The sequence below is a fragment of the Pseudarthrobacter sp. SORGH_AS 212 genome (assembly GCF_030818145.1).
Taxonomy (GTDB): domain Bacteria; phylum Actinomycetota; class Actinomycetes; order Actinomycetales; family Micrococcaceae; genus Arthrobacter.
In genome coordinates this window covers 3889195-3911570 of record NZ_JAUTAA010000001.1, presented here as the reverse complement: position 1 = coordinate 3911570, position 22376 = coordinate 3889195, and the positions used below count along the sequence as shown (strand labels likewise).

The 22376-nt window shown below is 66.7% G+C and carries 18 protein-coding genes, 1 pseudogene and 1 riboswitch; of the genes and pseudogenes, 5 read left to right on the top strand and 14 right to left on the bottom strand.

The window, feature by feature from the left end:
- Positions 1 to 87: 87 nt before the first annotated feature.
- Positions 88 to 963 (bottom strand): VOC family protein, encoded by an 876-nt coding sequence (locus tag QE394_RS17910; protein ID WP_349035179.1) that lies wholly within the window; start codon positions 961 to 963, stop codon positions 88 to 90.
- 68 nt (positions 964 to 1031) lie between these two features.
- On the bottom strand, positions 1032 to 2150 hold the full coding sequence (locus tag QE394_RS17905; protein WP_349035178.1) for an amidohydrolase family protein: 1119 nt from the start codon (positions 2148 to 2150) through the stop codon (positions 1032 to 1034).
- 92 nt (positions 2151 to 2242) lie between these two features.
- A riboswitch (TPP riboswitch) is annotated at positions 2243 to 2350 on the top strand.
- Here QE394_RS17905 and thiC point away from each other — a divergent pair.
- Positions 2345 to 4174 (top strand): phosphomethylpyrimidine synthase ThiC, encoded by a 1830-nt coding sequence (gene thiC, locus QE394_RS17900; RefSeq protein WP_349035177.1) that lies wholly within the window; start codon positions 2345 to 2347, stop codon positions 4172 to 4174. Its footprint overlaps the riboswitch before it by 6 nt.
- A 45-nt stretch (positions 4175 to 4219) precedes the next feature.
- Here the strand turns inward: thiC and QE394_RS17895 are convergent, their stop codons facing one another.
- Together QE394_RS17895 and ffh are read right to left on the bottom strand one after the other, a co-directional pair.
- A complete protein-coding gene (locus QE394_RS17895; protein WP_349035176.1) occupies positions 4220 to 4954 on the bottom strand; it encodes an alpha/beta hydrolase in 735 nt (244 codons plus the stop codon).
- Positions 4955 to 5059: 105 nt separating this feature from the next.
- Positions 5060 to 6643, bottom strand: coding sequence for a signal recognition particle protein (gene ffh / locus QE394_RS17890; protein ID WP_056085337.1), 1584 nt, complete (start codon positions 6641 to 6643; stop codon positions 5060 to 5062).
- 84 nt (positions 6644 to 6727) lie between these two features.
- Between ffh and QE394_RS17885 the strand changes: the two genes are divergently transcribed.
- Complete coding sequence (locus QE394_RS17885; protein ID WP_349035175.1) at positions 6728 to 8131, top strand: glucose-6-phosphate dehydrogenase; 1404 nt, start codon at positions 6728 to 6730, stop codon at positions 8129 to 8131.
- Between the two features lie 132 nt (positions 8132 to 8263).
- On the opposite strand, the gene QE394_RS17880 is transcribed toward QE394_RS17885, so the two are convergent.
- Both QE394_RS17880 and QE394_RS17875 read right to left on the bottom strand, forming a co-directional pair.
- On the bottom strand, positions 8264 to 8602 hold the full coding sequence (locus QE394_RS17880) for a P-II family nitrogen regulator (RefSeq protein WP_015937412.1): 339 nt from the start codon (positions 8600 to 8602) through the stop codon (positions 8264 to 8266).
- The gene (locus tag QE394_RS17875) at positions 8599 to 9957 is read right to left on the bottom strand and encodes an ammonium transporter (protein WP_056085333.1); all 1359 of its coding nucleotides are present in this window, start codon (positions 9955 to 9957) and stop codon (positions 8599 to 8601) included. The genes QE394_RS17880 and QE394_RS17875 overlap by 4 nt, the downstream gene beginning before the upstream one ends.
- A gap of 227 nt (positions 9958 to 10184) precedes the next feature.
- Here QE394_RS17875 and QE394_RS17870 point away from each other — a divergent pair, with 227 nt between their 5' ends.
- Positions 10185 to 11450 carry an MFS transporter gene (locus tag QE394_RS17870; protein WP_349035430.1) on the top strand — a complete coding sequence of 422 codons (1266 nt, stop codon included), beginning with the start codon at positions 10185 to 10187 and terminating at the stop codon, positions 11448 to 11450.
- A gap of 3 nt (positions 11451 to 11453) precedes the next feature.
- On the opposite strand, the gene ftsY is transcribed toward QE394_RS17870, so the two are convergent.
- The 7 genes from ftsY to coaD form a co-directional block, all read right to left on the bottom strand.
- Positions 11454 to 12668, bottom strand: a complete 1215-nt coding sequence (gene ftsY / locus QE394_RS17865; RefSeq protein ID WP_056085331.1) for a signal recognition particle-docking protein FtsY — start codon at positions 12666 to 12668, stop codon at positions 11454 to 11456.
- A gap of 112 nt (positions 12669 to 12780) precedes the next feature.
- A complete protein-coding gene (smc, locus tag QE394_RS17860) occupies positions 12781 to 16368 on the bottom strand; it encodes a chromosome segregation protein SMC (RefSeq protein ID WP_349035174.1) in 3588 nt (1195 codons plus the stop codon).
- A gap of 153 nt (positions 16369 to 16521) precedes the next feature.
- On the bottom strand, positions 16522 to 17493 hold the full coding sequence (gene mutM, locus QE394_RS17855; protein WP_349035173.1) for a bifunctional DNA-formamidopyrimidine glycosylase/DNA-(apurinic or apyrimidinic site) lyase: 972 nt from the start codon (positions 17491 to 17493) through the stop codon (positions 16522 to 16524).
- Positions 17494 to 17499: 6 nt separating this feature from the next.
- Positions 17500 to 18234: a ribonuclease III gene (rnc, locus tag QE394_RS17850; protein ID WP_056085327.1), complete on the bottom strand. Its 735-nt coding sequence runs from the start codon at positions 18232 to 18234 to the stop codon at positions 17500 to 17502.
- 20 nt (positions 18235 to 18254) lie between these two features.
- On the bottom strand, positions 18255 to 18458 hold the full coding sequence (gene rpmF, locus QE394_RS17845; protein WP_009356569.1) for a 50S ribosomal protein L32: 204 nt from the start codon (positions 18456 to 18458) through the stop codon (positions 18255 to 18257).
- Positions 18459 to 18494: 36 nt separating this feature from the next.
- Entirely contained in the window at positions 18495 to 19019 is a 525-nt protein-coding gene (locus QE394_RS17840; RefSeq protein ID WP_082497511.1) for a DUF177 domain-containing protein, read from the bottom strand.
- Positions 19020 to 19141: 122 nt separating this feature from the next.
- Positions 19142 to 19642, bottom strand: a complete 501-nt coding sequence (gene coaD / locus QE394_RS17835; protein WP_349035172.1) for a pantetheine-phosphate adenylyltransferase — start codon at positions 19640 to 19642, stop codon at positions 19142 to 19144.
- 43 nt (positions 19643 to 19685) lie between these two features.
- Here coaD and QE394_RS17830 point away from each other — a divergent pair.
- Positions 19686 to 20916 (top strand): annotated as a pseudogene (locus QE394_RS17830) (aminotransferase class I/II-fold pyridoxal phosphate-dependent enzyme).
- Complete coding sequence (locus QE394_RS17825; RefSeq protein WP_349035171.1) at positions 20916 to 21704, top strand: fused MFS/spermidine synthase; 789 nt, start codon at positions 20916 to 20918, stop codon at positions 21702 to 21704. Before QE394_RS17830 ends, QE394_RS17825 begins: the two are co-directional and overlap by 1 nt.
- A gap of 45 nt (positions 21705 to 21749) precedes the next feature.
- Here QE394_RS17825 and rsmD read toward each other — a convergent pair whose 3' ends face one another.
- Positions 21750 to 22364 (bottom strand): 16S rRNA (guanine(966)-N(2))-methyltransferase RsmD, encoded by a 615-nt coding sequence (gene rsmD, locus QE394_RS17820; RefSeq protein WP_056085317.1) that lies wholly within the window; start codon positions 22362 to 22364, stop codon positions 21750 to 21752.
- Positions 22365 to 22376 lie beyond the last annotated feature (12 nt).

Below are 22376 nucleotides of genomic sequence, written 5' to 3'. Positions count from 1 at the left end.
CCTCTTCCGTGTACGGTCCGGCACGCCGGGGATACCTGCCTGGCGTCCCCGGTCTATCGGCTTCAGCCTAGTACGCGGAAGGGGCGCTCAGCGCACCGCAACCCGGATGCTGTTGCGCCATGGGTCCTCGAAGCGCAGCTCAGCGCCGGTGTGGTGCGAGGAGACGCCGGCGACCTTCAGGCGGTCAGCGAGCGCGCCGACGTCGTCACCGGACGGCACCTCGATGAGGACCTCGCCGAGGCCAAGGGTGTCCTTCCGCGGACCGGCACCGCGGCTGTTCCAGACGTTCATGGCCATGTGGTGGTGGTACCGGCCCGCGGAGACGAAGAGAGCCTGCCCGTGCCAGCCGGCGGTCTTTTCGAACCCGAGCGTTCCTACATAGAAGTCCCGGGCGGACTGGACGTCGCCCACTTGGAGGTGGACGTGGCCTACTCCGGCGGTGGTCTGCCGCTGACCCTGGAGGGATTCTTCGGAGAGGTGCTGCTCCAGGTAGCGCTGGGGCGGCAGCGCCAGGCTGTCCATCACCACGTCGGTGCCGTTCCAGGACCAGTTGCTTCGCGGGCGGTCCCAGTAAAGCTCGATGCCGTTGCCTTCGGGATCACTGAAGTAGAAGGCCTCGCTGACCAGGTGGTCGGCGCTGCCCGTGAAGGAGCGGGGCTCGAACTGGGCTGCAGTGGCCACCGTGGCCGCGAGCGCCGCCTGGTCTTCGAACAGGAGGGCCGTGTGGAACAGGCCAGCTTCTCCCCTGCCGGGGATCGTCAGGCCGGGGGCCGGAGCCAGATGGACCAGTGGCTTGCCGAGGCGGCCGAGGTACAGGCCGCCGTCCTGCTCAGCAACCACCTCAAGCCCCAGTGCGCGCTGGTAGTAGTCGGTCATGACCTTCATGTTGCCGACCTTGAGCATCACGGTGCCCATGGCGAGGTCGACAGGAAGAAGATCCTGGCTGGTGGCTTCTGCAGTCATTGAACGCTCCCTCTAATGGAGGCCGTCCGGATGAGGCGGCCTGTCATGAGTTAAAATTACTTGAAGCTTCAATTTATTCCAAGTGCGGGGTGGATGTTTTCCCTATGGCGGACCACCCGGCCACCCAAAACCACGTGGGACGGGTGCGCCACGGTGTCCAGCGTCCTCCGGGGATCGTCCCGGAACAGCACGACGTCGGCACGCGCCCCTTCTGCCAGCCCGTCGGCGCCCAGCCAGGCTCGGGCGGCCCAGCTGGCCGCGTTGAGCGCCTGGGCTGCGGGCAGCCCGGCCGCGTGCAGGGCAAGGATTTCGTCAGCGATCCTGCCGTGGCGGATCACGCTGCCGGCATCCGTTCCGGCGAAGATCTGCACGCCGGCTTCCCATGCCTCGCCCACCCGCTCCAGCCGGCGTTCCCAGAGAGCCAGCATGTGGGCGGCGTACACCGGAAACTTGGGCTTGGCCTGGGCAGCAATATCCGGGAACGTGGCGATGTTGACCAGCGTCGGAACGATGGGTACGCCCTGCTCCACAAACCGCGGCAGGTGCCTGGGCAGCAGGCCGGTGGCGTGTTCTATGCAGTCGATCCCGGCGTCGAGCATTTGGTCCAGGGTGTCTTCGGCGAAGCAGTGGGCGGTGACACGGGCACCTTCATCGTGTGCGGCACTGATCGCATCGCGGACGACGCCGGCGGGAAAGGAGGGTGCGAGGTCGCCGGCGCTGCGCTCGATCCAGTCCCCGACGAGCTTGACCCAGCCGTCGCCGTCGCGGGCTTGCTTACGCACGGCCTCCACAAGCCCTTCAGGCTCGACCTCGTGGGCGAAGCCCCGGAGGTAACGGCGGGTACGGGCGACGTGCCTGCCGGCCCGAATCAGCAGCGGAAAGTCTCGGCCACCCTGCATCCAGCGGGTATCGGCGGGCGACCCCGCGTCCCGGATCAGCAGCGTGCCGGAGTCCAGGTCGGCGCGGGCCTGGGCCTCGGCCTCACCGGCGTCCACCGGCCCGGCAGGGCCCAGGCCGATGTGGCAATGGGCGTCGACGAAGCCGGGCAGCACCCAGCCATCAAGTACAACGTCCGGGCTGGCCTCCGGACGGGTAAATGTCAGGCACCCGTCCACGGACCAGAGACCGTTCCGTTCGCTGTCCGGTCCCGTGAGGACGGTGCCGCTGAAACCGATGATGTATGGCATGGATGCCTCCTCTTCCTGCCCGGTCAGGCTAGCACCGGCAAATATGACAGGGCCGTTAGCGCTTGTCACTGCAGGGCTTGTGGTAGCTTCGTTCCTGACCACACGGGTGCCCCTGCAGGGGCTGAGATCGGGCTGACGCGGCCTGCGACCGTCGAACCTGTCCGGGTAATGCCGGCGAAGGAAGTGAGTATTCCTTGAATACACCCAAAACAGTGCTGCCCCCTGCCCAAAACCACCCGGCCGTCACGCCGGCCGGAGCGAGCCCTGAAGCACCGGTCACCCAATCGCTGAAGTCCCACTCGCTGGCCTACATCGATGATCCGGAGCACGGCATCCGTGTCCCCGTCACGGAAATCGCGCTCGAACCGTCGCCAAACGGGCAGCCTAATCCCCCCTTCCGCACCTACCGGACAGCGGGGCCGGGAAGCGACCCCGTGCGCGGCCTCAGCCCCTTCCGGTCGGAATGGATTGAGGCGCGGTTTGACACGGAAGCGTACGGCGGAAGGGAACGGAACCTGCTCGACGACGGCCGCTCGGCCGTGCGCCGCGGTGCCGCCTCCGCGGAATGGAGGGGCGGGCGCCCGGTGCCCCGCCGCGCTGTCGACGGCCGGACGGTCACCCAGATGCACTATGCCCGGAAGGGCGTGGTGACGCCGGAAATGCGGTTCGTGGCGCTGCGGGAAAACTGTGATCCGGAACTGGTCCGGAGTGAGATTGCCGCCGGACGGGCCATCATCCCCAACAACATCAACCATCCAGAGTCCGAACCGATGATCATCGGGAAAGCCTTCCTGGTGAAGATCAACGCCAACATCGGCAACTCCGCCGTCACCAGTTCCATCAGGGAGGAGGTGGACAAGCTGCAGTGGGCCACGCGGTGGGGTGCCGATACGGTGATGGACCTTTCCACGGGCGACGACATCCACACGACCAGGGAATGGATCATCCGCAACTCCCCCGTGCCGATCGGCACCGTGCCCATCTACCAGGCCCTGGAAAAGGTCAACGGCGAGGCGAACGCGCTCACGTGGGAAATCTTCCGCGACACCGTCATCGAACAGTGTGAGCAGGGCGTGGACTACATGACAGTCCACGCCGGCGTGCTGCTCCGCTACGTGCCTCTGACCGCCAACAGGGTCACCGGAATCGTGTCCCGGGGCGGGTCGATCATGGCGGGATGGTGCCTGGCGCACCACCAGGAGAATTTCCTGTACACGCATTTCGATGAGCTGTGTGAGATCTTTGCCCGGTACGACGTCGCGTTCTCGCTGGGTGACGGCCTGCGCCCCGGCGCCACCGCTGATGCGAACGACGCTGCGCAGTTCGCGGAACTGGACACCTTGGCTGAGCTGACGGAGCGCGCCTGGAAACATGACGTGCAGGTCATGGTGGAGGGGCCGGGCCATGTCCCGTTCCATCTGGTGCGGGAGAACGTAGAGCGCCAGCAGGAACTGTGCAAGGGCGCGCCGTTCTATACGCTGGGGCCGCTGGTCACCGATGTGGCCCCCGGCTACGATCACATCACCTCAGCCATCGGCGCCACCGAGATCGCCCGCTACGGCACCGCCATGCTCTGCTACGTCACGCCCAAGGAGCATCTGGGACTGCCGGACAGGGACGACGTGAAGACCGGGGTCATCACCTACAAGATCGCCGCGCACGCCGCTGACCTGGCCAAGGGCCACCCCGGGGCGCACGAACGGGACGACGCGTTGTCAAAGGCCAGGTTCGAGTTCCGCTGGCGGGACCAGTTTGCGCTCTCGCTTGACCCCGAGACGGCCGAATCGTTCCATGATGAAACCCTGCCGGCCGAGCCCGCCAAGACGGCACACTTCTGCTCCATGTGTGGGCCGAAGTTCTGCTCTATGCGGATCAGCCAGGACATCCGCAACGAGTACGGGTCAGCGGAAGCCCAAGCCGCAATAGCTGAAGCGGCATCGGGGATGCGGGAGAAGAGCCAGGAGTTCCTGGAATCCGGCGGCAAGGTGTACCTTCCCGAGCTGAAAGTCCCGGCCGGCAGCTGACACTGCCGCCGGCGTTGACCGGCGGTTGCCTGTGGCCGGCCCGGGCTAGGACGCCCGGGCCGGTTCACTCCGGCTGACTTCGGCGAGGAACTGCCGGATGGCCCGGTTGCCGTCGGCTGAATCGTGGGGCCGGTGCCCGCCCGCCGCGACGCGGTGCAGGGCGCCGGTCTCCCGCAGATACCCGGCAATTTCTTCGTACAATGGTTCCCATCCGCCGGTAAGGACAAGGGTGGGCACTCCTGGAACGATGTGAAGTGGCGCCTCCCATGACGGCGACTGCAGCCGCAGCCGGCGGGCAGAGCGCTTCTCCTCCGGCGTGGCTGGCTGGTGCAGGTCTGCGGCGTAAATGCGCCGGACGAACTCCCGCTGGAAGTCCTCGTCGCTGAGCTGGTGGCGGACGTCGAACAGCGGCTTCATCATCCGGATATGGGCGGCTGTTGCGGGCAGCTCCGCGGTGAGCGAGAGGCAGGCCGGCTCCACCAGGGTCAGAGAATGAACGAGGTCCGGGCGGTCCACGGCCGCCATCATGGCGGGAATGGCTCCCTGCGCATGCGCCACCACGTGTCCGCCGGCAGCACCCCGCCCGTCATCAGCCAGGGAACGCAGCACGATGGCCGTGTCCTCCGCAAAGGAAGACTCCAGGGGTTCGGCGGTGCTGTGGTATCCGTGCCGGCGGAGGAACAGCGCATCGTACATCAGCCCCATGCCGTGCTGCCGGGGCCAGGCGGCGGCGCCGAAGCTCCCCGAGCCGTGCACGAACACTACCCTCTGCTTGAACATCCCCCAACCCTATTCCACGGCGCCGACATCCCATGTAAGTAGCAGCAGATGTCGTTCTGAGCCCTCATAACGACATCTGCTGCGACTTGGTTGGGCCAGGTGTGCTTAGTTGCCCAGGAACTTGTCGAAGCCCTTGGGCAGGTTCAGCTGGGAAGGGTCAAAGTCACCGGACTGCTGGCCGAAGGAAGCTCCGGTGGGCAGGGCCTTGGATGCGTTGGCGCGACGCGCTTCGGCGTCCTTGCGTTCCTGGGCGGCCTTGGCCGGGTTTCCTGACCGGGCCTTCTTCTTCGGCGCGTTCTTCGCGTTCTTCCGGGCCCCGCCGCCGGCACCGGGGAGGCCGGGCATGCCTGGCATCCCGGGCATGCCGCCCTGGGCCATCTTCTTCATCATCTTCTGGGCCTGCGCGAAGCGTTCCAGCAGGCCGTTGACCTCGGAGACGTGCACACCGGAACCACGGGCGATACGGGCGCGGCGCGAACCGTTGATGATCTTGGGGGCCACGCGTTCGTGCGGGGTCATGGACCTGACGATCGCTTCAACGCGGTCGATCTCGCGTTCGTCGAACTGCTCCAGCTGCTGGCGGATGTTCTGGGCGCCGGGCATCATCATGAGCATTTTCTTCATGGAGCCCATGTTGCGGATCTGCTGCATCTGGGCCAGGAAGTCGTCCAGGGTGAAGTCTTCCTGGTCGGCGAACTTCTTCGCCATCCGGGCAGCTTCGTCTTTGTCCCAGGACTTCTCGGCCTGTTCGATGAGCGTGAGGACGTCGCCCATGTCCAGGATGCGCGAGGCCATCCGGTCCGGGTGGAACAACTCGAAGTCGTCCAGGCCCTCACCGGTGGACGCGAACATGACGGGCTTGCCGGTGACCGAGGAGACGGACAGCGCGGCACCACCGCGGGCATCGCCGTCGAGCTTGGACAGGACGATGCCGGTGAAGTTGACGCCCTCGTCAAACGCCAGGGCCGTGTTGACGGCGTCCTGGCCGATCATCGAGTCGATGACGAAGAGGACTTCGTTGGGCACGATGGCCCGGCGGATCTGGCGCGCCTGCTCCATCATGTCCGCGTCGACGCCGAGGCGGCCTGCGGTGTCCACGATGACGACGTCGTGCAGTTTCTGGCGGGCTTCCTCCACGCCGGCCCGGGCAACGGCCACGGGATCGCCCGCCGGCTGCTCCAGCTCGGTTGAGGTTGCACCCGGGTGCGGGGCGAAAACAGGGACGTTGGCCCGCTGGCCCACCACCTGCAGCTGGGTGACGGCGTTGGGCCGCTGCAGGTCACACGCAACCAGCATGGGGCTGTGGCCCTGGGACTTCAGCCACTTGGACAGCTTGCCCGCAAGGGTGGTCTTGCCCGCGCCCTGGAGGCCGGCCAGCATGATGACGGTGGGGCCGTTCTTGGCCAGGCGGATGCGCCGGGTCTCGCCGCCGAGGATCTCCTTGAGTTCCTCGTTGACGATCTTGACGATCTGCTGGCTGGGGTTCAGCGCCGCTGATACCTCGGCGCCCAGCGCCCGTTCGCGCACGCGGCTGGTGAATTCCCGCACCACGGGAACGGCAACGTCCGCGTCCAGCAGGGCGCGGCGGATCTCCCGGACGGTGGCATCGACGTCGGCCTCCGTCAGGCGGCCCTTGCCGCGGAGATTCTTGAAGGTTGCTGTCAACCGGTCAGAGAGTGAATTGAACACGCGCCGTGAACTTCTTTCAGGAGATGATCGGGACTCGACTATCTAGGGTACCAAGTCGGGCACGCCAGATGGCATGCTGGCAAAATGACGAGCCATACAACTGTCAAGACCCTGCTCATCCTCGGCGCCTCAGGCGACCTCACGGGCCGGCTGCTCCTACCGGGACTGGCCCGCCTGGTGGCCGCCGGCCGGGCGGACGGCCTCCGCCTGGTGGGTGCCGGCTCCGACCCCTGGACGCCGGAACAGTGGCGGGAACGGGTGCAGTCCTCCTTCGCCGCAGCAGCGGAGACCGCGGGGCCGGACGGCAAGGATGCGCTGGCTGCACTGGAAAAGGAAACGGCGTACCACCAGCTCGATGTCACAGCTGCCGGCGCCCTCGCCTCCCTGCTGGAAAGCCTCGAGGGCCCCACCGCCGTCTATTTCGCGCTGCCACCCAGGATCAGCCAGCTGGCGTGCGAGGCGCTGCGGCCCGAGGAGGTGCCGGCGGGGACGCGGCTGGTGATGGAGAAGCCCTTTGGCTCCAGCGAGGAGTCGGCGCGGTCCCTGAACAGGACGCTTGCCCGGCTGGTTCCGGAGGACCATATCCACCGCGTGGACCATTTCCTGGGCAAGGCCACGGTCCTGAACATCCTGGGACTGCGCTTCGCCAACAACTTCCTGGAGCCGGTATGGAACCGCCGGCACGTGGAGAAGGTGGAGATCTTCTTCGACGAGGATCTCGCACTGGAGGGCCGGGCGCGATACTACGACGGTGCCGGCGCCCTGCGGGACATGATCCAAAGCCACCTCCTGCAGGTGATGGCCCTCCTGGCCATCGAGCCGCCGGCAACCCTGGGTGAGCGGGACCTGCGCGATGCCATCGCCGCCGTCCTTCGCGCGGCCAGCGTAGCGCCGCCGTTTACCGGTTCCACCCGGCGGGCGCGCTATGGTGCGGGCACTGTAGGAGGCAAGACGGTGCCCGATTATGCCCGCGAGGACGGCGTGGACGCGGACCGCGGCACAGAGACGTTGGCTGAGATCCGGATTGGAATCGACAACTGGCGCTGGAGCGGCGTTCCCTTCATCCTCCGTTCCGGCAAGGCGCTGGGCAAGAAGCGCAAGGAAGCTGTCATCACCTTCCTGCCGGTGCCGCACCTGCCACAGGGCTTCACGGGCGTCGACTCGCCGAACCAGCTGAGGATCGGTTTCGGGCCGGACACCCTTGAGTTCGATGTTGACGTCAACGGCCCCGGAAACATTTTCAGCCTCGGCCGGGTCACCCTCGAGGCGGAGCTGAGCGCCTCCGACCTCCTCCCCTACGGTGAGGTCCTTGAAGGCGTACTGACCGGGGACCCGCTATTGTCCGTGCGGGGTGACACCGCCGAGGATTGCTGGCGCATCGTTGAACCGGTACTTCAGGCCTGGGCGCAGGGTTCCGTTCCCCTTGAGGAGTACGACGCCGGGTCGGCGGGTCCGGCGGCCTGGGCCACCTCCCGGGAAGGGCAGTGAGCGGGGGCTGATTTTGAGGCCGGCCCGCACTCCTTAAGAGCGGAAGCGGGGTGGGCGGGAACCTTCCGGTTCCCGCCCACCCCGCTTCTGTCTGCCCGTTCCCCTGTGGCAGGGGCCGGCCGGATGACTGTCCTAGATGGCGGCTACGCCGCGTTCGCCGGTCCTGACCCGGACTGCTTCAAAGACATCCATGGTCCAGACCTTTCCGTCACCTGCCCTGCCGGTGTTGGAACTGGCGATGATGACGTCCAGGATGTCATCGGCCTGCTCGTCCGTAGCCAGCACCTCTACCCGGATCTTGGGCAGGAGGTCCACGTTGTACTCGGCGCCGCGGTACACCTCGGTGTAGCCCCGCTGCCGGCCGTAGCCGCTGGCTGCGCTGACCGTCAGGCCCTGCACTCCGTAGGCCTCCAGGCCTTCCCGGATTGCTTCAAGCTTCTCGGGCCTGACGATTGCGGTGATCAGTTTCATGCCCCCACGCTTTCCTTGCCTGTTGCGGTTTCTGGCTTCTTGGCATCTGCTGCAGCGGCGCTGCCGGCGGTTTCTGCCTGGTTCTTGCCGGTGATCATGTCATGCAGCGGCTGGAAGCTTCCGCCGTGTCCGGAGAGGCCGAACTCGTAGGCGGTCTCGGCGTGCAGGCTGAGGTCCACACCCACCGTTTCCTGTTCCTGCGAGACCCGGAAGCCCATGGTCTTGTGGATGGCCAGCGCGATGATCGCCGTCAGGATGGCCGAGTAAGCAATCGCGATGCCTGCCGCTGCGAGCTGTGCCCACAGCTGGGCGAAGCCGCCGCCGTAGAAGAGGCCGCCGCCCACACCGTCGGCGGGCAGTGCGATGAAGCCGAGGGCAACGGTGCCGATGATGCCGGACACGAGGTGGACCCCAACAACATCCAGCGAGTCGTCGAAGCCCCAGCGGAACTTCAGGCCCACCGCCAGCGCGGAGGCCACGCCTGCCACGACGCCGAGGCCGAGGGCACCCACGGGGCTGACGTTGGCGCAGGCCGGGGTGATGGCCACCAGTCCTGCGACCACACCGGAAGCGGCGCCGAGGGACGTGGGGTGGCCGTCGCGGATCCGCTCGGTGACGAGCCAGCCGAGCATGGCAGCGGCGGGAGCGGCCAAGGTGTTCACCCAGATGAGGCCGCCCTGCTCCGCAGTGGTGGCAGCGCCGCCGTTGAAGCCGAACCAGCCGAACCACAGGATGGCAGCGCCCAGCATGACGAACGGGATGTTGTGCGGGCGGTGGTTGGGATCCTTGCCGAAGCCCTTGCGGTTGCCGATGATCAGGACCAGAACCAGCGCCGCAACGCCGGCGTTGATGTGAACCACGGTGCCGCCGGCGAAGTCGATAGCGGGGCCGAGGGCCTTACCCACTGCTCCCTCGGGACCGAAGAGGCCGCCGCCCCACACCATGTAGGCAAGCGGGCAGTAGACCAGGGTGACCCAGACCGGGACGAAGACGCTCCAGGCGCCGAACTTGGCGCGGTCAGCGATAGCGCCGCTGATCAGCGCAACGGTAATGATGGCGAAGGTTGCCGCGAATCCCGCCTTGATGAGCCCGTCCGGCGTATCGATGCCTTCAAGCCCGAAGGTGGCAAACGGGTTTCCCACGATCTGCAGGAAGCCTTCGCCGCCCGTCATGGAAGCGCCCCACAGAATCCAGACCACGCCGACCATGCCGATGGAGATGAAGCTCATCATCATCATGTTCAGTGCTGCCTTGGCACGCGTCATGCCGCCGTAGAAAAATGCCAGGCCCGGTGTCATGAACAGCACGAGCGCTGCCGACACCATGAGCCAAACGTGACCTGCGGTAAGTTCCATGGTGCACGTCCTCTCTTCCGAATCTTGCGGAGTCCTCCGCCTGCCAACGCCCTTTGCGTCCTGTAACGAGTGTGTCGGCGGCGTGTTTCGCCCGCAGAGGATTTAGATTGCCGGACTGTTACAACAACCTCTAGGAAGTAAATGGTGCATATCCGCCTTGTTACGGTTGTGTTTCACCACTCCCGCCGGCAGCCGGCGCCCCACCCTGCAAGGAACCGTGCATCATGATGGCAGAAGCCCGCGCCAGCGGCACCGCTTCAAGGATCCTGGCCCGCCTGCGGCCCGGCCGGGACAAGCTTCCCCGCGATATCAAGGTGATGCTGGCCGCCGCGTTCCTGATCGCGCTGGGATTCGGGCTTGTTGCGCCTGTATTGCCGCAATTCGCCACAACATTCGGTGTGGGCAATACGGAAGCGGCCGTGATCGTGGCCATCTTCGCGTTCATGCGGCTCATCTTCGCCCCGGCCGGCGGTGCCCTGATCGCCAAACTCGGGGAACGGCCGGTCTATGTGTCGGGGTTGCTCATCGTGGCGGCCTCAACGGCGGCCTGCGCCTTTGCCGGGAGTTATTGGCAGCTGTTGCTGTTCCGTGGACTGGGCGGTGCAGGTTCGGTGATGTTTACGGTCGCTTCCATGGCCCTCGTGGTCCGGCTGGCGCCGCCGGAGAGCCGGGGCAGGGTGTCCGGCGCCTACGCCTCCGCGTTCCTGATCGGCAACGTCTGCGGACCGATCGTCGGCGGCCTGCTTGCGGGGTTTGGCCTGCGGGTTCCGTTCCTTGCGTACGCGGCTGCCTTGGTCATCGCGGCAGCGGTGGTCCAAACGCAGCTGAGCCACCAGCGGCGCGGCTCCGGACCGGCGGCCAACCGGGCGCCGGATATGCCCTTCGGCGAGGCCCTGCGGAGCGGGGCTTACCGGGCCGCACTGGCATCCAGTTTTGCCAACGGGTGGGCTACGTTCGGGGTCCGGATGGCCACCGTCCCGCTGTTTGCTGCGGCGGCCTTCGGCGCCGGTCCCGAGGCGGCCGGGCTGGCCCTGGCAGTATTCGCGGCAGGCAATGCAGCGGCGCTGTCATTCTCCGGCCGCCTGGCGGATTCGCTGGGACGCAGGCCCATGATGATGTGGGGGCTGGCGGTGGCGGGGCTGGCCACCGCGGGCATCGGTTTCGCCCCGGGCCTGCCATGGTTCCTTGCCGCCTCCGCACTCGCCGGCATCGGTTCGGGCCTGTTCGGTCCTGCCCAGCAGGCCGCCGTCGCAGATGTAATCGGCAGCGGCCGGTCCGGCGGCAAGGTACTGGCGGTCTACCAGATGACGTCCGACGTCGGTGCGATCGTCGGCCCCGTCCTGGCCGGTGTGCTCGCGGACCGGCTGGGCTTCGGCTGGGCTTTCGGTGTCACGGGCGGGGTCCTGCTACTGGCCGTCCTTGCGTGGCTGGCCACGCCGGAAACACTTCGGCCCGCCACGTCACAGGACGCAGCGGGCCGGAAGAAGGGCTAGCGGCTAGTTCAGCAGCGCGTCCACAAACTGCTCGGCGTCGAACGGGGCGAGGTCGTCCGCGCCTTCGCCCAGGCCGATCAGCTTGACCGGGACGCCGAGGCTCTTCTGGATTGCGACGACGATGCCACCCTTGGCGGTGCCGTCCAGCTTGGTCAGGACGATGCCGGTGATGTTCACCACCTCGGCGAAGACCCGGGCCTGGTTGAGGCCGTTCTGGCCGGTGGTTGCATCCAGGACCAGCAGGACCTCGTCCACTTCGGCGAGCTTTTCCACCACGCGCTTGACCTTGCCAAGTTCGTCCATGAGGCCCACTTTGTTCTGCAGCCGGCCGGCGGTGTCGATCATGACGACGTCGACCTCCTGGTCGATGCCTGCTTTCACGGCTTCGTAGGCCACCGAGGCGGGGTCGGCCCCGTCAATGTCAGATTTGACCGTGGGAACGCCCACCCGCTGTCCCCACGTGGCCAGCTGTTCGGCGGCCGCGGCACGGAAGGTGTCCGCGGCACCGAGGATCACGTCCTTGTCCTCGGCCACCAGCATGCGCGCCAGCTTGCCCACCGTGGTGGTCTTGCCTACGCCATTGACGCCAACCACCATCATGACGGCCGGCTTGTCCCCGTGGCGCTGGACATTGAGGGTGCGGTCCATGGTGGGATCGACCACCTTAATGAGTTCCTCGCGGAGCATGGCCTTGACGTGCTCCGGGCTGCGCGTGCCGAGCACCTTGACGCGTTCGCGGAGGGCATCCACCAGCTGCATGGTCGGTTCCGTGCCGAGGTCCGCCAGGAGGAGGGTTTCTTCCACCTCGTCCCAAACGTTTTCGTCGATCTTGTCGCTGGAAAGCAGCGCCAGCAGGCCCTTGCCCATGATGCTGTTGGACCGGACCAGGCGTTCGCGCAGCCGGGTCAGGCGGCCTGCTACGGGCAGGGGGGTTTCAACCGGAATGGTTTCCAGTCCGGCGGCATCGTCGGGGACCGTGGTGTCAACGCCGTCAAGGTCCGCCTCGGCGGGTGCTGTCCGCTCCGCCGGCCGCTCCGCCGTGGCAGTGTCGTCGGCCACGAGGGTGCCGCCACCGGGCCGGAGTTCGGGGTCGTTCGCGTCACGCGTTCCCGGGTAGCGGTTGATGTTCTTCCGCGTCTTCACCAGGACCGGGATCAGGGCTCCGACAACCACCAGGGCACCGAGAATGGACAGGATTATGGGAAGGATGTCATTCACTCCCCTAGCTTCTCACAACCGCCGGAGCCCTTTTCCCGCGCCGGCAAGGAGCTGACCTGCCGTTACTTAAACGCCTGCCGGGACTGTTCAGCGGTGGACAGCCAACCACCGTTCATTCGTCGTTGCCCAGGCGCTGGCTGATCACGGTGGAGACGCCGTCGCCGCGCATGGTGACTCCGTAGAGTGCGTCCGCCACTTCCATGGTGCGCTTCTGGTGGGTGACGACAATGAGCTGGCTGGACTCGCGGAGCTCTTCGAAGATGGTGATCAGCCGGCCAAGGTTGGTGTCGTCAAGGGCCGCCTCCACCTCGTCCATGACATAGAACGGGGAGGGACGGGCCTTGAAGATGGCCACGAGGAGGGCCACCGCCGTCAGGGACCGCTCCCCGCCGGACAGCAGTGACAGCCTCTTGATCTTCTTGCCCGCAGGACGGGCCTCCACTTCGATTCCGGTGGTGAGCATGTCCGCGGGATCGGTCAGGACCAGCCGGCCCTCGCCGCCGGGGAAAAGCCGGTCGAAAACCCGAACGAACTGTGCCTGGGTGTCCTCGAATGCCTCGGTGAAGACCCGCTGGACCCTGTCATCCACTTCCTTGATGATGTCCAGCAGGTCCTTGCGGCTTGCCTTGAGGTCCTCCAGCTGGGTGCTGAGGAACTGGTGGCGCTCCTCCAGTGCCGCGAATTCCTCCAGTGCCAGCGGATTGACCTTGCCCAGGCTGGACAGGTCGCGTTCGGCCTTCCGGAGGCGTTTCTCCTGTTCAGCCCTCACGAACGGCACGCCCTCGACGATGGCTTCACCGGATTCGTCCACCGGCGCACGGAGGGCAGCCCACTTGTCGCCCGTCTCCCCCGCGGGAACCGGAACTGCAACGTGGGGGCCAAACTCGGCCACCAGCGCGTCAGGGGTGATCCCGAGTTCATCGACCGACCGCGTTTCCAGTGCTTCGATGCGGGCGCGCTGCTGGGCCCTGGCGAGCTCGTCACGGTGGACGTTGTCGGTAAGTTCGGCAAGCTCCTTTGCCAGCCGCTCGTTCGCGGCGCGGAGTTCCTGCAGCTCCCGGTCCCGGCGTTCGCGGTTTTCCTCCGCCACGTCACGCGCGTGCCGCGCCACATCGACGGACACGTCCACGAAGTCCAGTGCCGAGTCCACTGCGGCCCGGACGGCGGCGGCCCGACGGGCCTCGATGCGCCAGCGGCGTGCCCTTTCGGCTGCCTCCTCGCGGGCACGCCGTTCAGCGGCGGCAGCACGTTCCAGTGAGGCAACGCGGTTGCGTGTGGCCGCCACCTGCTCCTCGGTGCTCCGCAGTGACAACCGGGCCTCCACCTCGGCAGAACGGGCGGCCGAGGCAGCCTTCGCGAGGGCATCACGCTCCGCCGTTGATGGTTCCTGCTCAAGCGGCACCTCCTGGGCCGCGGCAAGCCGGGCGGTGATGGCCGCGAGCGCCTGCTCCTCGGACTCCGCGTTGGCCTCGGCACGGGCCAGCGAGGCCGCGAGCCGGTCGCTTTCGCCCACGGCGCTCTTCAGTACTGAGTTGAGGTGTCCCAGCCGCTCAGCTACTGCGGCCAGCCGCGCATCGGACTCGTGCAACCTGTCCAGGGCGGCGTCCGCCTTTTCCTTCGCTCCGGCGCGCTTCGCCTCGGCCCCGGCCAGGGCGAACCTGTTGCGCTCCAGGGCCGCGGTTACCTGCCCAAGCTCCCTGTCGGCGTCGTCCACGGCGGCCTGGACTTCCAGGAGTGACGGCGCCTTCGCCGAGCCTCCTGTGACGGACACGGCGGTGAACACGTCCCCTGCGTGGGTAACGGCTGTCAGGCCGGGCTGTTCCGCCACGAGGGCCGCGGCGGCCCGGATGTCGGGTACGACGGCGGTCCGGCACAGCAGGTGCCGCACCAGCGGGGTGTAGGCGTCGGCGGTGTCCACGAGACCGGCAGCCAAAAGCGCACCTGGCGGGAGTGCCGGGGCCGCTGGGAGGTCTTCGTGCCGTCCGCCCGCGGGGGCCAGCAGCAGAGAGGCCCGGCCTGCGTCGTCGTCCTTGAGCATCTGCACGACGGACTCGGCGGTGGACGGGTCCTCGACGAGAAGCGCCTCGGAGGCTTCCCCGAGTGCGGCGGCGATGGCGGTTTCATAACCGGCCCGCACCCGCAGCTCGCCGGCGAGGGCGCCCTGGACCCCGCCCAGCCCGGACTGCAGGACGTGCCTGGCTGCGTCCTTCCGCTCCAGGCCGAGCTTCAGGGCCTCGAGGCGGGCTGCGAGGGCATCGCGCCGGCGGATGCCCTCGTTGACTTCTGATTTGAGGTCCGAGATTTCCTGCAGCACGGTATCCAGCGTTTCGCTGGCGGCCTCGTATTCTGCGTCGAGGGATTCTTCGCCTTCCTCCACGCCCGCCACCTGGTTTTCCAGGGCGGTGAACTCTTCCTGTGCCCGGGCACGCCGCCCGGCACCCGCGGACAGCGACTCGCGCAGCCTGCCGAGCTCTGCCTGGGCGGACTCCACCCGGGAACGGGCAGCACCAACCTGGCCCGCGAGGCGCGCCAGTCCTTCCCTGCGGTCGGCGACCGCCCGCAGTTCAGCGGTGAGTCGCTGGTCTTCGGCCTGCGCGGCACGCTCCGCTTCCGCCTTGGCCGCTGTTGCTGCTTCAAGGGCCGTCCGCCTGGCCGCGAGTGACTGCTCAAGTCCGGCGAGTTCGCTGCCAACGCGCGCTGCCTGCCGTTCAAGCTGCTCGGGGTCCCGGCCCCCGGACGGTGCGTCGTCAACGGAGCCGAGCACCCGGCTCCGTTCCTGGGCCAGCGATCCGAGGGAACGGAGCCGCTCCCGTGCTGCGGTCAGCCGGTACCACGTGTCCCGGGCCGCGTTGAGTCGCGGCGTTGCCTCTGCTGCGAGCTGCTCCAGGGCAGCCTGTTGCCGGCGCCCGGACTCCAGTTCCTGCCCCACGATGGTTCGCCGTTCCTTCAGCGCGGCTTCGTCGGCGACGTCCTGCTCCAGGACCTGTTGGAGCTGCACCAGGTCATCGGCCAGCAGGCGGGCGCGGGCATCCCGGACGTCGAACTGGACACGCTGGGCGCGGCGTGCCACCTCGGCCTGCTTGCCCAGCGGCGTGAGCTGGCGGCGGATCTCGCCGGTCAGGTCCGTGAGACGCTGCAGGTTCGCCTGCATTGCCTCGAGTTTGCGCACCGTCCGTTCCTTGCGCCGGCGGTGTTTGAGGATGCCGGCAGCTTCTTCGATGAAGCCCCGGCGGTCCTCCGGGGTGGCGTGCAGGACGCGGTCCAGCTGGCCCTGGCCCACGATGACATGCATTTCCCGGCCCATGCCGGAATCGGAGAGCAGTTCCTGGATGTCGAGCAGGCGGCAGCCGGCACCGTTGATGGCGTACTCCGAGCCTCCGGTGCGGAACAGTGTCCGGGAGATGGTGACTTCGCTGTACTCAATGGGCAGCGCGCCGTCAGTGTTATCGATTGTCAGCGACACGTGTGCCCGTCCCAGTGGAGGACGGCCGGAGGTGCCGGCGAAGATGACGTCCTCCATTTTGCCGCCGCGCAGTGTCTTGGCGCCCTGCTCCCCCATCACCCAGGCCAGGGCGTCCACCACATTGGACTTGCCGGAGCCGTTGGGGCCCACCACGGCAGTGACTCCCGGTTCGAAGTCGAAGGTGGTGGCGGAGGCAAAGGACTTGAACCCCCGGACGGTCAGGCTTTTGAGGTGCAAGGCTTTTCGGTTCTCCTGGGCGGGGCTGGGCGGCTGCTTGGCGGTCCTAAATCTACCGGGTTGCCGCCGAAAGTCGCGGATCCGGAGCCGCCAGTCGGGTCCTCTGGAGCTCCGGGGGCCGGCCCGAAACTGTCAGGGTTGGATGCGCGTGCGCTACCAACGTCCGTTGCGGGGGCGCGGCTGGCACACGGGGCACGTGTGGGAGGACCGGTTCATGAACTGTTCACGCCGGATGGTGGCGTGGATTCCTGCAGCCGCGCATCGTTTGCAGGGCTCGCCTTCCCGCCCGTAGGCGTTAAGGGACCGGTCAAAATATCCGGAGGCGCCGTTGACGTTCACGTACAGGGAATCGAAGCTGGTTCCGCCGGCGGCCAAGGCATCGAGCATGACCTCACGGGCGCTTTCGATGAGACGGAAGGCGTCAGCCCGCCGCAGCTTGTCGGTGGGCCGCGCGTAGTGCAGCCGCGCACGCCAGAGAGCCTCATCGGCGTAGATGTTCCCAATGCCCGAAACCAGCCCCTGGTCCAGGAGCGCCCGCTTCAACCCGGTCTTCCGTGCACGCAGGCGCTGGTAGAAAAGGTCGAACGAGAAGGCTGGGTCCAGTGGATCCCGGGCAATATGGGACGCTTCTTCGGCGATCAGCGGAAGGGGCGACTCCGCGAGGCCGCCGGGTCCGCCGTCGTCGGTGGGAACCAAAACGGTGACGAAGAGCCCGCCGAAAATGCGCTGGTCCACGAACCGCAACTGAGCAGGCATGCCGCCGCTGGGGCTGAGATGGAGCCGGACTTTCAGGTGCTTTTCGTCCGGGACGTCCGCACCCTGCATGAGCAGCTGCCCGCTCATGCCAAGGTGGGCCATCAGCGCCACCCCCGGCGGAGGGGTGTGTCCGTTGCCTGCCGCCCGCTGGTGTGCCGAGCTATCGCTTAACGGGAGCCAGAGGAATTTGCCGCGCCGGACAACGTCGGACACTGTGGCACCCTGCAGGTTGCCGATGAAATCCTCCACGCCCAGGGCGTGACGGCGGATGGAGCGGGGGTCCAGGACATCGACGGACTCAATGGTCCTGCCGCGCACCCAGCGCACCAGGCCGCGGCGGACCACCTCCACCTCGGGCAGTTCAGGCACGGGAGCCTACTTGGCGGCGATGGAACCGGAGGACTTGCCGGCGCCGGCGCCGTCGGCGGCACCCGGTCCGGACAGGACGCGCCATGCATCCGACGCAGCTTCCTGCTCCGCTTCCTTCTTGGAATGGCCGGTGCCCTTACCGTAGGGCTTCCCGCCGATATTCAGGACAGCGCTGAAGGTGCGTGCGTGGTCCGGCCCCGCGCCCTCCACTGCATAGTGGATGGTTCCAAGCTGCCGGCTTGCCGCAAGTTCCTGGATGCTGGTCTTCCAGTCAGTTCCGGCGCCCAGCACGGCGGCATCCTTGAGCAGGGGCCCGATCAAACGCATGACCAGCTGGCGCGCGGTCTCAATGTCGTTGGAGACGTAGGTGGCACCGATCAGCGCTTCCATGGTGTCAGCGAGGATGGAGGCCTTGTTTTTCCCCTCCGTGAGTTTCTCGCCCTGTCCCAGGTAGATGAACTCGCCGATGCCAAGGCTCCGCCCGATGTTGGCAAGCGCCCGTGTGCTGACCACGGCCGAACGCCGCTTGGCCAGCTCGCCTTCGGGGAGATCCGGATTGTCCCTGTACAGGGAATCCGTGACCGAGAAGCCCAGGATTGAATCACCCAGGAATTCCAGCCGCTCGTTGGTGGGGATCCCGCCGTTTTCGTAGGCGTAGGAACGGTGTGTGAGCGCAAGACGAAGCGTCCCGGCGTCAATAGTGACGCCGAGACGCTTCAGAAGCTCTTCAGTTGAAGACATCAGTCAGCCTGAGTGGCCGATTAGACGTCAGCGACCTTGCGGCCCTTGTACTCAAGGAACAGCGCAGTGCCAGCAGAGTCGGTAACGACCTTAGCCTGGTGCGGCAGGCTGTAGGTGACCTGGCCGTTTTCAACGGTCTTCACCAGGTGGGGGGCGGTCGCCTTCCACTGCGAGCGGCGGGCGCGGGTATTCGAGCGAGACATTTTCCGCTTGGGAACAGCCACGGCTAACTCATTTCTCTCTAGACAAACACGTACAAATCAATTTTGCCGGTCAGGCTTAGCCATATCAGCTAGGGCAGCCCAGCGAGGATCCAAGACCTCGTGGTGGTGCCCCGGCTCGTCTTCCAGGCGTGCTCCGCATTCGGAGCAAAGGCCCTGGCAGTCTTCCCGGCACACCGGCTGGAACGGCAGGTTGGTGACAACCGCGTCCCGCAACACCGGTTCAAGATCGATTACATCGTGCTCGACTCGACGTTGCTCTTCATCTTCTTCTCCGTCAGAAAGCTCAACACCTTCGTAGAAGAAAAGTTCTTGCACATTGACCTCAAGGTCATACGCAAGGGGATCCAGGCATCGGCCGCATTCCCCGGTTACACCGGCGTTGACGGTTCCTGATACCAGGATTCCTTCGTGTACGGCCTCCAGCCTCAGGTCCAGCCCGATATCCGAGCCTTCCTGAACGCCAATGAGCGCCACACCAAGATCACCAGGTGCGGGTACATGTTCCTTCAGTGTCCGCATGCTTCCCGGGCTGCGCCCGAGGTCCTTGACGTCGAACGCCAGGGGCGAACCAGCATCTCTTTTAATGAGAACTCCTGTTGAACATATGACCGACGTACCATCTTAGCCTGAAGAGCCACGGGGACTCAAACCGGCCGGCGATACCGCCGAAGTACCGGACCAGCCTACCGCCTGGGCTGCTGATTTGCCGAAGGCTCGCACGCCAGCAGCCTCCGCAGCACGGACCTTGGAACGTACTCGGAGACGTTGCCGCCCAGCCCGGCCACCTCCTTGATGAGGGTCGACGACAGGTGGATGTAATGCGCTTCCGCAGGCAGGAAGACAGTTTCCACGCCGCTCAGTTGCCTGTTCATCGTGGCCATGGGCAATTCATAATCAAAATCCGAGGAAGACCTGAGTCCCTTGACGATGGCCGAGACGCCCCGCTGCCGGCAGTACTCAGCCAGCAGCCCCTCACCTACGGGTTCCACCACGATTCCCTTGAGGGACGCGAGGGTTTCGCGCGCCATTTCGAGGCGCTCATCAAGGCTGAACCGGTACTTCTTGGCGTAGTTGGTGGAGATGGCCACAATGACTTCGTCAAAGAGACCGGCAGCGCGGGCAATGACTTCGAGATGGCCGTTATGGATGGGATCAAAGGATCCGGGGCAGACAGCTCGTCTCATGCTCCGAACCTACCCCATGCGAAGCCCGGGATACCATGACTGGATGCACGCGTCACGGGAACTCTCCGCGCCTTCTGCCCCCGCTCCATGGCAGCGGACCGCCCTTGGAGCCAACCTCCTGGCTGCTGACGGCGGCCTCGGCGTCACGATCTTCGAGGAGATGACCAACCTCGCGGTCCACACCGGGGCGATCAACCTGGGCCAGGGTTTCCCCGACGAGGACGGCCCACAGGAAATCCTCGACGCCGCCCGGAACGCCATCGCAGCGGGCGCCAACCAGTACGCACCCGGCAAAGGTATCCCCCAGCTTCGTGCCGCGGTGGCCGCCCACCAGGAACGTTTCTACGGGCTGACCCCTGACCCCGACACGGAGGTCCTGGTCACCACCGGCGCCACCGAGGCCATCGCCGCATCGCTGCTGGCCTTTACCGGGCCCGGAGACGAAGTCCTCACCCTTGAACCGTTCTACGACTCGTACGGCGCAGTGATCGGGTTGTCGGGCGCCACGCATGTCACCGCGCCGCTGCTCGCGCCCGATTTCATGCCGGACCTGGCTGCCCTTGAGGCCGCGTTCAGCGAACGGACCCGCGTGGTCCTGCTGAATAATCCGCACAACCCCACCGGGGCCGTTTTTCCCCGCGAGGTGCTGCAGAAAATCGTGGACCTGGCACAAAAGCACGACGTGCTGATCATCACCGACGAGGTCTATGAGCACCTCACCTTCGGCGTCCGCCACATCCCGGTGGCGTCCCTGCCCGGTGCGGCCGAACGGACCATCACCATCTCCTCCGCCGGAAAGACCTTCTCCCTCACGGGCTGGAAAATCGGTTGGCTGACCGGCCCCGAAGAGCTGGTGGCCGCCGCACGCACCGTCAAGCAGTTCCTCACCTACAGCTCAGGCACCCCCTTCCAGCCCGCCATAGCAGCAGGGCTGGGCCTCACCTGACAGTTTCTACCAGGGAATCGCGGCCTCGCTTGAGCACAAGCGCGACATCCTCAGTGAGGGGCTGCGCGCCGCCGGCTTCGACGTCTACACCCCGCAGGGCACCTACTTCGTCAACGTCGACACGGCGCCGCTGGGTATCACCGACTCGGTGGACCTCGCGCGGCGGCTGCCCGGGCTGGTAGGGGTGGCAGCGATCCCGGTGCCGGTGTTCTGCCACCCTGAAGGAGCTGAACGCACGCGCAGCCTGCTCCGCTTCGCCTTCTGCAAGAAAGCGGACGTCCTCGAAGAGGCGGCCCGGCGGCTGGCCACGCTGAGCAGCAGGCTCTGATGGCGGCAGGCAATCCCGGGCACGCCTCCCGGTTCCTCCGCGCCACCGGCCAACACGCCACCATCGATCCGGACGCGTTCACCGACGGCAGCTATGTGCTCAGCATCGGCGGGGCAGAGCAGTCGCATGTGAACCTGTCCCACCCCGAAGACATCTTCTACGAATACCTTCGCCGGATCGGCCACCTGGTGGACCTGGCGGCCCCCGCCGGAGCGCCTGTCCGGGCGCTGCACCTCGGGGCGGGCGCGCTGACCCTGGCCCGTTATATACAGGCGACCCGGCCCGGCTCCGTGCAGTACGCGGTGGAGCTGGAGCGCGAGCTGCTGGATTTCGTCCTGCGGGAATTGCCCCTGCCTGCGGGAACGGACCTGCACGCCATCATCGGCGACGCCCGGCAGGCACTCGGTGACCTTGACCCGGAGCTCACGTTCGACGTCGTCATCCTGGACATCTTCTCCGGCCCGGAAGCGCCGGCGCACATCGCCTGCGCCGACTTCTACAGCGAGGTCCGGGCGAAGCTGGAACCCTCGGGGCTGATGGTGGTCAACGTGGGAGACGAGCCCGCGCTCACCCTGGTCCGAAGCCAGGTGGCCGCGCTGAGGGAGACCATGGCGGACGTTGCGGCCTTCGCCGAAAACGGCATGTTCGAAGGCCGGTACCCGGGCAACATCATCCTGGCCGGGACCCAGGCGGCCTGGCCGCGGGAGTGGACCGCCCAGCTCACGGCCCTCGGCCCCCACCCGGCGAAGGTACTGGCGGGAGTGGACCTGGACCAACTGGCCCCATAACGGGTCGGCCCGGAACCTCAGCGGCATCCAGGCCGATCGTGGCTGCTAGGACTCCGCAGCGGCCGGGAGGTCATCGCTGTCAATGGCGTCCGGCACGTAGGGCTCAGCAAACCAGAGCCGGGTCTCGCCGTACTTCTTCTCGGCGAACCGTTCCAGTTCGGCGGGCCATTCCGGTTCGGGCGACCGGGAGGACCGTTCCACGACGACGACGGCGGACGGCGCCAGATGAGCGGCGAGTTTCCGCAGCACCGCGGCAAGCGCCACTTCGTCGAGCGGGTAGGGCGGGTCCAGGAATACCAGGTCCCACGCTGCCGACTCCGCGGCGCGGTCCAGGAAGGGCTCCACCTTGGACCGGTGGACGGTTACTGCCTTGCGGCCCACAACGCCGTTGATCAGGTCCGCGTTGCGCTGGCACACCGCGCTTGCCTTGGCCTCGGATTCGACAAGGTCCACGCTGCCGGCTCCCCGGCTGCCGCTTTCAACCCCCAGCGAACCGGACCCGGCGTAGAGATCCAGTACGCGGGCTCCGGCGATGACACCGAAGGCATCGAGGCGGGAGAAGAGTGCCTCCTTGACGCGGTCGGTGGTGGGGCGGGTCAGCGAGCCCGGGACGGAGGACAGTGGGGTGCCGCCGGCCGCTCCTGAGATGATCCGGCTCATGCGGGCACCCGC